We start from the raw sequence: 8168 nt of genomic DNA, 5'->3' as shown, positions 1-8168 counted from the left end.
TTCATCTTAACCTACAATGTCAAAGAGCCGACAAAAATACCGACACTCGCATAACCTCCTCGGTAGAAGAAGCTTGCAGCATCTGGTTTTTTGCGACCGTAGCAACCAGACCGTGTGGTCGTTCGCTGCGGTGACACCCCTCTAGGCGGCGTTCGCAGAACCGTCAAATGCTTTTTTACAGTTTTTGGTCGGTCTTCCATTTTTCGACGCCAAGGACTGAGCGGGCTTCCTACCCACGCCGGTGGGTCACCGCGGGTGAAGCTTGGCAAGCGCGATCCCGGCGAGGTTCTGGGTACGACCGATATGGCGTAGGCGAACACGGTCAAAACCGGCAGCGAGTTCAACGAACCGCAACCGATGCGCTTCCAGTGCTTCCGAGCGGCACCGCGCCGTGCCGTTGGCTTGCGTGACGACCAGTGTGGAGTCGCCCAGTAGCGTGATATCGCGGTCGCCGTTTCGGGCCGCGACTTCCAACGCATGGATGGCGGCCAGCCATTCGGCGTCGCTGTTGGTGCCCTCGGCCAGATCGTGCCGGTAATGGGTGACGCCCTTGCGGACCACCGCGCATTCGATCGGACCGGGGTTTGGCCGCGATCCGCCGTCGAAGAACATCTTGGTCGATCGTCCATAGGCCATCAGTGCCTGGCTCCTAGGGTCTTGGTCACCTCGTCGGATGCAGCCCGCTTCCTGTGTGCCAGCGCTGCGCCGATAGCGAGCATGCCAAGACCCGCTACCGGCGACCCACGACGGATCGACCTCAGGCCGCCAAGCGCCAGCAGCGATGCGGGTAGACCTGCATGTAGGCCGCTGAGATGCGCTACTGCCAACACCCCTGCCCCGTCCGGCTCCGCATACCGGGCGACGGGCACAGGCACAGCCTCGGTCACCACCTTATCAGCGACAGTTGCGTCTATCGGACTCGTCGCCTGATGTTCGAGTTCGGCATTGAGCTCGGCGCCGAGCAGGAAGACGTACGCCGAAAGCCACAGCCATGTCAGCAGCACGATGACCGCGCTCAGCGAGCCATAGGTCGCGCCGTAATTGCCGAAGCGCGAGACGTAGACGCCGAACCCGATCGTCGCGCCCAGCCAGACCAATGTCGCGGCGAGCGATCCCGGCGTCAGCCACGCCCATTTCGCCGTGTGACGATTGGGACCGAACCGATACAGGCAGGCCGCTGCGGTCACGCCCAGCGAGGCGAGCACGCCGTAACTGGCGAGACGGATCGGCAGCAGCAGCACTTCCGGGGCACCGGGTATCAGGCTGTCGAGAAGCGCGAACGCCGCGGTCGACAGGGCGGCGACCAATGCCAGCATCACCGCACCACCCGTGATTGCGAACGCGAGCAGGTTCAGGGCGATGAACCCGCGCGTTTCCTTCTCTTCATACGCAATGTTGAGCGCGGTGACGATCGACGACGCGCCCTTCGTGCCGCCGTACAACGCGATGCCCAGCGCGACGACGAGGCCGAAACCCTTCTTGCCTTCCGACGTGTTGACCACCGTTGCGAGCTGTTCGCCGACCACGCGAGCGGCGTCCTCGGGCAACACGGTGAACAGCGCGCGAATGTTGGCGACGACCGTCGCGGTGTCGGCGACCAGGCCGTAGATCAACACCACCGATGCGAGAAGCGGCACGATCGCCGCGAACCCGTAGAACGCCGTCCCCGCCGCGATCAGCCCGATATTGTCGTTGCCCGCCTCGGCCCAGGTCCGCTTCAGGACTTTCCACCAGTCGCGCGCCGACATCGACCAGGGGCTGGTGTTGGGCGCAGAGTTCGTATCGGCCAGCGTCTGGGTCCTCGGAAAGGGCACGCGAGGATCGTCCCGCGTCAGCCTAACGCCGCGTGACGCGAAACGTGCCGGATGTTCGACGCCTCAGAGTTGCCGCAACGCCTGTGCCGGACGCGCGCCGAGAATCGGCCATGTACCGATCAGCCCGATCGCCATCGTCAGCCCCGCCCCACCGATCAACGTCGCGAACACCGTCCCGTAATCGGGCAGCCATTCGAACGTGAAGAGTTGCGTCACGACATACCACGCGCCGCCCAGCCCCAGCACCAAGGCGAGCAGCGACAGGATCACGCTGAGAAACGCGTATTCGAGCGCCTGGACCGCCAGCACCTGGCGACGTGTGGCGCCCAAGGTCCGCAGTATCACGCCGTCATAGGTTCGCGCTTCACGGGCAGCAGCGATCGCGCCGATCAGGACGGCGACGCCGGCGAGGATCGCGACCGACGCCGCCGCCGTGATCGCGGTCGCCATCTGCGAGACGATCACGCGGACCTGCCCCAGCACGCCGCGCACTTCGATCACCGATACCGACGGGAACCGCGGCAACAGCGCACGCGTGACCATCGCCTCCTGGCCGGGCGCCAAATCGATCGTCGCGGCGAGATTATGTGGCGCGTCCTGGATCGCGTTGGGGGAGAACACCATCACGAAGTTGAAGCCGAGCGTATCCCAGCGGATCCGGCGGAACGACGCGATCATCGCGGTGCGCTCGACCCCGAGCAGCGTATAGCTCAGCGGATCGCCGATCTTCAGGTCGAGCACCTTGGCCAGTCGCTCGTCGACCGAGACGAGGGGTGGCCCTTTGTAATGACGGGGCCACCAGCGGCCGACGGTCAGCGCGCTCCCCTCAGGCAGCGTCTCGGCGTAGGTCAGCCCACGCTCTCCGCGCAGGGCCCAAGCGCCTTCGGGCAGCGTCTTCAAGTCGGCGACGCGAGTCGTACCATAGCCGGTGATCGTGCCGCGCATCGCCGGCACCGTTCGGATCACAGGGGGGATGGCGACGGCTGCGACGACGTGGCGAAACTCCGCCTCGCGATCGGGGGGCACGTCGAGCGCGAACAAGGCAGGCGCACGCGCCGGCACGGTCCGTGCGATATTGGCATCGATGCTCGTCCGGATCCCGGCAAGCAGGACGAACAGTGTCAGGCCAAGGCCAAGCGCGACGACCAGGGTTCCGGTGCGTGCACCCGGGCGATGCAGCCCAGCGACCGCCAGCCGAAGCAGCGGTCGTCGCGACCGTGGCAGCAAGGCGGCGCCGCGACGGACGCACCAGCCGAACAGCGCAAGGATCCCGAGGACGCCTGCCACCGCCGCGAGGAAGCCAGCGCTGAGGCCGGGCTGTTCGGCGGTCAGCAGCGCGAGCCCCACGATCGCCGCCCCCGCGCCGATCACCCAGGGCAGCGTCCGCCGCAGCGGCACGCGCCGCTCTCCCGGCAAGCCGCGCAACAGTCCGGCGGCGGGGATGCGCCCCGCCTCGATCAACGGCGGCGCGGTGAAGGCGAGCGCGATCAGCATGCCGTACGCGGCGGCGAGCGCGAGCGGCGCGACCTGCACGGTGAAGCGTGGCGCGACCGGCAGGACGTCGCCGGCGAGCCAGACGATCAGCGGCACGGTGACGACGCCCGCGACCAGCCCGGCGGCAATCCCCATAGCCGCGACTACTGCGACCTGCAGGATGTAGATCCGCGCGATGATCCCCGAGGTGGCACCGAGCACCTTCAACGCGGCGATGCTGCCACGGCGCGCGGTGAGGTAGGACGATACGCCGTTACCGACGCCGATCCCGGCGATGACCAAAGCGGATAGCCCGACGAGCAGCAGGAACTGGCCCATCCGGTCGACGAAGCGCTCGGCACCGGGGGCAGCACGATCGCGCGTCTTGGTTTCCCAGCCACCGGTCGCGAACGCCGCCTTGAAGCGGTTGGTGGCGGTGGTCGGCGAGGCACCTTCGGGGAGGCGGACGCGGTATTTGCTTTCGTACAGGCTGCCGGGCTGGACGAGCCCGGTCCGCGCGATCCCCGCCAGCGAGACGATTGCCACGGGGCCGAGCGTGAACCCCTCCCCCAACCGGTCCGGCTCGCTCGTGACGATCCCGCCGACGGTGAACGCCGCAGTACCGAGCTTGAGTTGCGCGCCGGATGCTATGCCGAGCCGCTCAGCCAGCGCCGGGACGATCAGCACGGTGTTCGCGTCGAGCGGCTTGGCCGAGCGCCCACCGCGCAATTCCAGCACGCCGTAAAGCGGATAGGCGGTATCGACGCCCTTCAGCTCGATCGGCACGCTGTTGGTGCCGCGCACCGCCATCGCCTGCATCCGCACCGTCTCGGAGACGGCACCGAGCCGAGCCATCGCCGCGCGCTCCTTCGGCGTCGCAGCACGCTGCGAGGCGGCGAATTCGACGTCGCCGCCGAGGATCGCGCTACCGCGCGCGGCGAGTTCGGTGTCGATCGCCTGCGTCAGGCTGCCGATCGCAGCGAGCGCGCCGACGCCGAGGAACAGGCATGCGAGCAACAGCCGCAGCCCGCGAAACCGCAGGTCGAGTTCGCGTCGCGCAAGCCGCCACGCCAGCCGCCAGTCGTTCACCGCAAGCGATCCGCGACGATGCGGCCATCGCCGAGCTCGACGATCCGGTCGCACCGTGCCGCCAGCGCCGCGTCGTGCGTGATGACGATCAGCGTCGCGCCGGTCGCGGCCCGGCGGTCGAACAGCAGGTCCATGATCGACGCGCCGGTCGCGGTGTCGAGATTGCCGGTCGGCTCGTCGGCGAACACGATATCCGGACGAGGCCCGAGGGCGCGGGCGATCGCCACGCGCTGCTGTTCGCCGCCCGACAATTGGGTCGGGTAATGGCCGATCCGGTGCGAGAGGCCGACTGCCTGCAATTCGGCCTCGGCGCGCGCGAACGCGTCGGGCATTCCGGCCAGCTCCATCGGCACCGCGACGTTCTCCAGCGCGGTCATCGTCGGCAGCAGGTGGAAGGCCTGGAGTACGATTCCGATCCGGCCGCGCCGCGCCCGTGACAGCGCATCCTCGTCGAGCGCACCGAAATCGAGCCCGGCGACGCGCACGCTGCCGCCACTCGCCTGTTCGAGCCCCGACAGGATCGCCATCAGCGACGACTTGCCCGACCCCGACGGTCCGAGCAGCGCGATGCTGGTGCCGCGCGCGATATCGAGGTCGATGCCCTTCAGGATCGTCGTCGCCGCGCTCGCCGCGCCGAGCGTCAGGGTGACATCGCGGATCGTGATCACCATGTCCTCATTGGCGTCGTCTTCGGCGGTAGTGGCGACAGGATTTGCCGCGGTGTTCGCACTCTCGGTCATGGGCGGTTGGAGATCTTTACGTTGGAGCGAAATCGAAACAGCAGGCACTGGACACTCTATGGGGTCAGCGCCGTGCTTCTCCAAGCCGGCTTGCTCGCAGGCTGTGATCGCAGCGCCGAGGCCCCTGCCCCCGCGCCCACCGCAAACGCCGTTGCTTCGGTCGCCGCGACGCCGGCACCCAAAGGCCCGGCCAAGCTGATCCTGGCATTCGGTGACAGCCTGTATGCGGGTTATGGGCTCGATCGCGGCCAGAGCCTGCCCGATGCGGTGCAAGCACGGCTGCGACGCGATGGGATCAATGCGACAATCGTCAACGCAGGCGTCTCGGGCGATACCAGCGCGGCCGGCCGTCAGCGGTTCGCGTTCGCGCTCGATAATATGGCGCGGAAACCTGATCTCGTGTTGATCGGTCTCGGAGGGAATGACGTGCTGCGGCAGATTTCGCCAGCCGAGACGCGGACGAACATGATCGCGATGCTCGACGAGGCGAAGCGTCGCGGTATCCCCGTGATGCTCACCGGAATGATGGCGCCGCCCAATCTCGGGCCGGACTTCGCCAATCAGTTCAACGCGATCTGGCCGGATTTGGCCAAGCGGTACGACGCTGCGCTGTATCCTTTCATTCTGGACGGGGTGATCGGCGATGCGCAGTTGATGCAGGGCGATCATGTTCATCCCAATTCGGGCGGGGTCGCCAAGATCGCGGCAAAGGTCACGCCGGTGGTCGAGACAGCGCTTGGAAAAGCCAATTAACCCCTTCGCTTGAGCAGCGCTGTTCGCAGGCATTGGCAGACGATCTCGTCGCGCTGGTTGATCAGGCGGTGGGTGAAGGTGATGATGCCCGCCTCGGGACGCGACTTGCTCGGCTTGAGCTCTGTAACCTCCGTCTCCGCGCGCATCGTGTCGCCGATGAACACGGGCTTGGGGTGCACCAGCTTGTCGTAGCCGAGATTGGCGACGAGCGTACCGAGCGTCGTCTCGCCGACCGACAGCCCGACCATCAGCGCGAAGGTGAAGGTGCCGTTGACGAGGATTCGGCCGAACTCGCTCGCCTTGGCCGCCTCGATGTCGAGGTGGAGCGGCTGCGGGTTGTGAGTCATCGTCGAGAACAGGAGGTTGTCCGTCTCGGTCACCGTGCGGCGGATCTCGTGCTCGATCCGGTCGCCGATGCTCCAGTCGTCGAAATAGCGGCCGGCCATCAGGCGTCCTTCTCGATACGGACGAGCATGGTGCCCTCGGTCACCTGCCCGCCCTCTGTTGCGTTGAGGTCCGCGACGATGCCGTCGAACGGTGCGGTCAGCGAGTGCTCCATCTTCATTGCCTCGAGCGTGACGAGTTTCTGGCCCTTCGTGACGGTGTCGCCCGCAGCGACGTCGACCGCGATGATGCGGCCGGGCATCGGCGACAGGATAGCGCCGTCGGCCGCTCCACCCGCAGCGACACCGGTCGCACGCCAAGGTTTTAGCTGCCAGGTTTGGCCGCTCTCGGAAATCAGGACGTCTTCGAACGGCGGCATCGTCCCGGCGTGTCCGTCGAGTTCGACTTCGACCGGTTCGCCGTCCAGCAGAAACGTAGCGCTACGGCGCGGCGCGGCATTGAGGCGGAAGCCGGCGATCGGATTTGTGGAGACTAGCGCACCGGCAGCCTCGGTTAAGGCCTCCTCTGTCGGGTGCGTCGGTGGCATGAGCGCGTCGCCTTCACGCGCGATCAGCCCGGTGTCGAGCGTGCCCGCCACGAAGTCGGGATGGTCGAGCGCCTCGACCAGGAACCCGGCGTTGGAGCGCACCGGCCACACGACCGCGCCGTCGAGCGCAGACGCCAACGCCTCGCGTGCAATTTCGCGGTCTTCGCCCCAGGCGATCACCTTGGCGATCATCGGGTCGTAGAAGGGCGAGATTTCGGCGCCCTGCTCTACGCCGGTGTCGACACGGGCGGTGGTGCCGAGATCGAAGCGTTCGAGCGTTCCGATGGAGGGCAGGAAACCCTTGGCGGGATCTTCCGCATACAGCCGCGCTTCCATCGCCCAGCCGTCGATCGCCAGTTCGTCCTGACGCTTGGGCAAAGGCTCGCCGGATGCGACGCGAAGTTGCCATTCGACGAGGTCTTGGCCGGTGATCTCTTCGGTGACCGGGTGCTCGACCTGCAACCGCGTGTTCATTTCCATGAACCAGATGCGGTCGGCGCGGAGGCCTTCGCTGGCGTCGGCGATGAACTCGATCGTGCCGGCGCCGACGTAATCGACCGCCTTGGCGGCCTTTACCGCGGCGGCGCAGATCGCTTCGCGGGTGGCGGCGTCCATGCCGGGTGCGGGCGCTTCCTCGATCACCTTCTGGTGGCGGCGCTGGAGCGAGCAGTCGCGTTCGAACAAATGGACGACGTTACCGTGGCTGTCGCCGAAGACCTGCACCTCGATATGGCGCGGCGACTGGATATATTTTTCCAGCAGAACGCGATCGTCGCCAAAGCTCGACGCTGCCTCGCGCCGGCAAGATCCGTACGCGACGTCGAACTCGTGGATATCCTCGACGAGGCGCATTCCTTTTCCGCCACCGCCGGCAACGGCCTTGATCAATACCGGAAGCCCGAGCTTCTCTGCTTCTGCGATCATGCGGCCAAGGGTTTGATCCTCCCCTTGATAGCCCGGCGTGACGGGCACTCCGGCGGCAATCATGCGCGCCTTCGCGGCGTCCTTCAGGCCCATCGCGCGGATGCTGTCGGGGTTGGGCCCCACCCAGATCAGCCCGGCGTCGAGCACGGCTTGGGCGAAATCGGCATTCTCGGACAGGAAGCCGTAGCCCGGGTGGACCGCCTCGGCGCCGGTCTGCTTCGCGGCGGCGACGATGCGCTCCCCGACCAGATAGCTTTCGCGCGCCGGGGACGCGCCGATGTGGACGGCTTCGTCGGCCTGGCGGACGTGGAGCGCGTTCGCGTCGGCCTCCGAATAGACCGCGACGGTGCGGATGCCGAGACCGCGTGCGGTGCGGATGATACGGCAGGCGATCTCGCCGCGGTTGGCGATCAGAAGCGACGCGATCATCGGCTCGGGCCCACG

The 8168-nt window shown here is 66.9% G+C and carries 7 protein-coding genes; 1 reads left to right on the top strand and 6 read right to left on the bottom strand.

Annotation, left to right across the window (positions count from 1 at the left end; genetic code table 11):
• Positions 1-246: 246 nt before the first annotated feature.
• The 4 genes from ACLBWL_RS08420 to ACLBWL_RS08405 form a co-directional block, all read right to left on the bottom strand.
• Positions 247-636 (bottom strand): reverse transcriptase-like protein, encoded by a 390-nt coding sequence (locus tag ACLBWL_RS08420; RefSeq protein WP_447791903.1) that lies wholly within the window; start codon positions 634-636, stop codon positions 247-249.
• Positions 636-1814 carry a YihY/virulence factor BrkB family protein gene (locus tag ACLBWL_RS08415; RefSeq protein WP_447791901.1) on the bottom strand — a complete coding sequence of 393 codons (1179 nt, stop codon included), beginning with the start codon at positions 1812-1814 and terminating at the stop codon, positions 636-638. The genes ACLBWL_RS08420 and ACLBWL_RS08415 overlap by 1 nt, the downstream gene beginning before the upstream one ends.
• A 63-nt stretch (positions 1815-1877) precedes the next feature.
• On the bottom strand, positions 1878-4376 hold the full coding sequence (locus tag ACLBWL_RS08410) for an ABC transporter permease (protein ID WP_447791899.1): 2499 nt from the start codon (positions 4374-4376) through the stop codon (positions 1878-1880).
• Positions 4373-5047 carry an ABC transporter ATP-binding protein gene (locus ACLBWL_RS08405; protein ID WP_447792073.1) on the bottom strand — a complete coding sequence of 225 codons (675 nt, stop codon included), beginning with the start codon at positions 5045-5047 and terminating at the stop codon, positions 4373-4375. The genes ACLBWL_RS08410 and ACLBWL_RS08405 overlap by 4 nt, the downstream gene beginning before the upstream one ends.
• Before the next feature lie 141 nt (positions 5048-5188).
• On the opposite strand from ACLBWL_RS08405, the gene ACLBWL_RS08400 reads away from it, so the two are divergent.
• Entirely contained in the window at positions 5189-5869 is a 681-nt protein-coding gene (locus tag ACLBWL_RS08400) for an arylesterase (RefSeq protein ID WP_447791897.1), read from the top strand.
• Here the strand turns inward: ACLBWL_RS08400 and ACLBWL_RS08395 are convergent.
• Together ACLBWL_RS08395 and ACLBWL_RS08390 are read right to left on the bottom strand one after the other, a co-directional pair.
• A complete protein-coding gene (locus ACLBWL_RS08395; RefSeq protein ID WP_447791895.1) occupies positions 5866-6315 on the bottom strand; it encodes a MaoC family dehydratase in 450 nt (149 codons plus the stop codon). The two genes, ACLBWL_RS08400 and ACLBWL_RS08395, sit on opposite strands and share 4 nt — an antisense overlap.
• On the bottom strand, positions 6315-8153 hold the full coding sequence (locus ACLBWL_RS08390; RefSeq protein ID WP_447791893.1) for an acetyl/propionyl/methylcrotonyl-CoA carboxylase subunit alpha: 1839 nt from the start codon (positions 8151-8153) through the stop codon (positions 6315-6317). Before ACLBWL_RS08390 ends, ACLBWL_RS08395 begins: the two co-directional genes overlap by 1 nt.
• Between the last annotated feature and the right edge of the window lie 15 nt (positions 8154-8168).

The sequence above is a fragment of the Sphingomonas sp. M1A8_2b genome (assembly GCF_053345535.1).
This window is presented reverse-complemented; position numbering and strand designations above follow the sequence as displayed.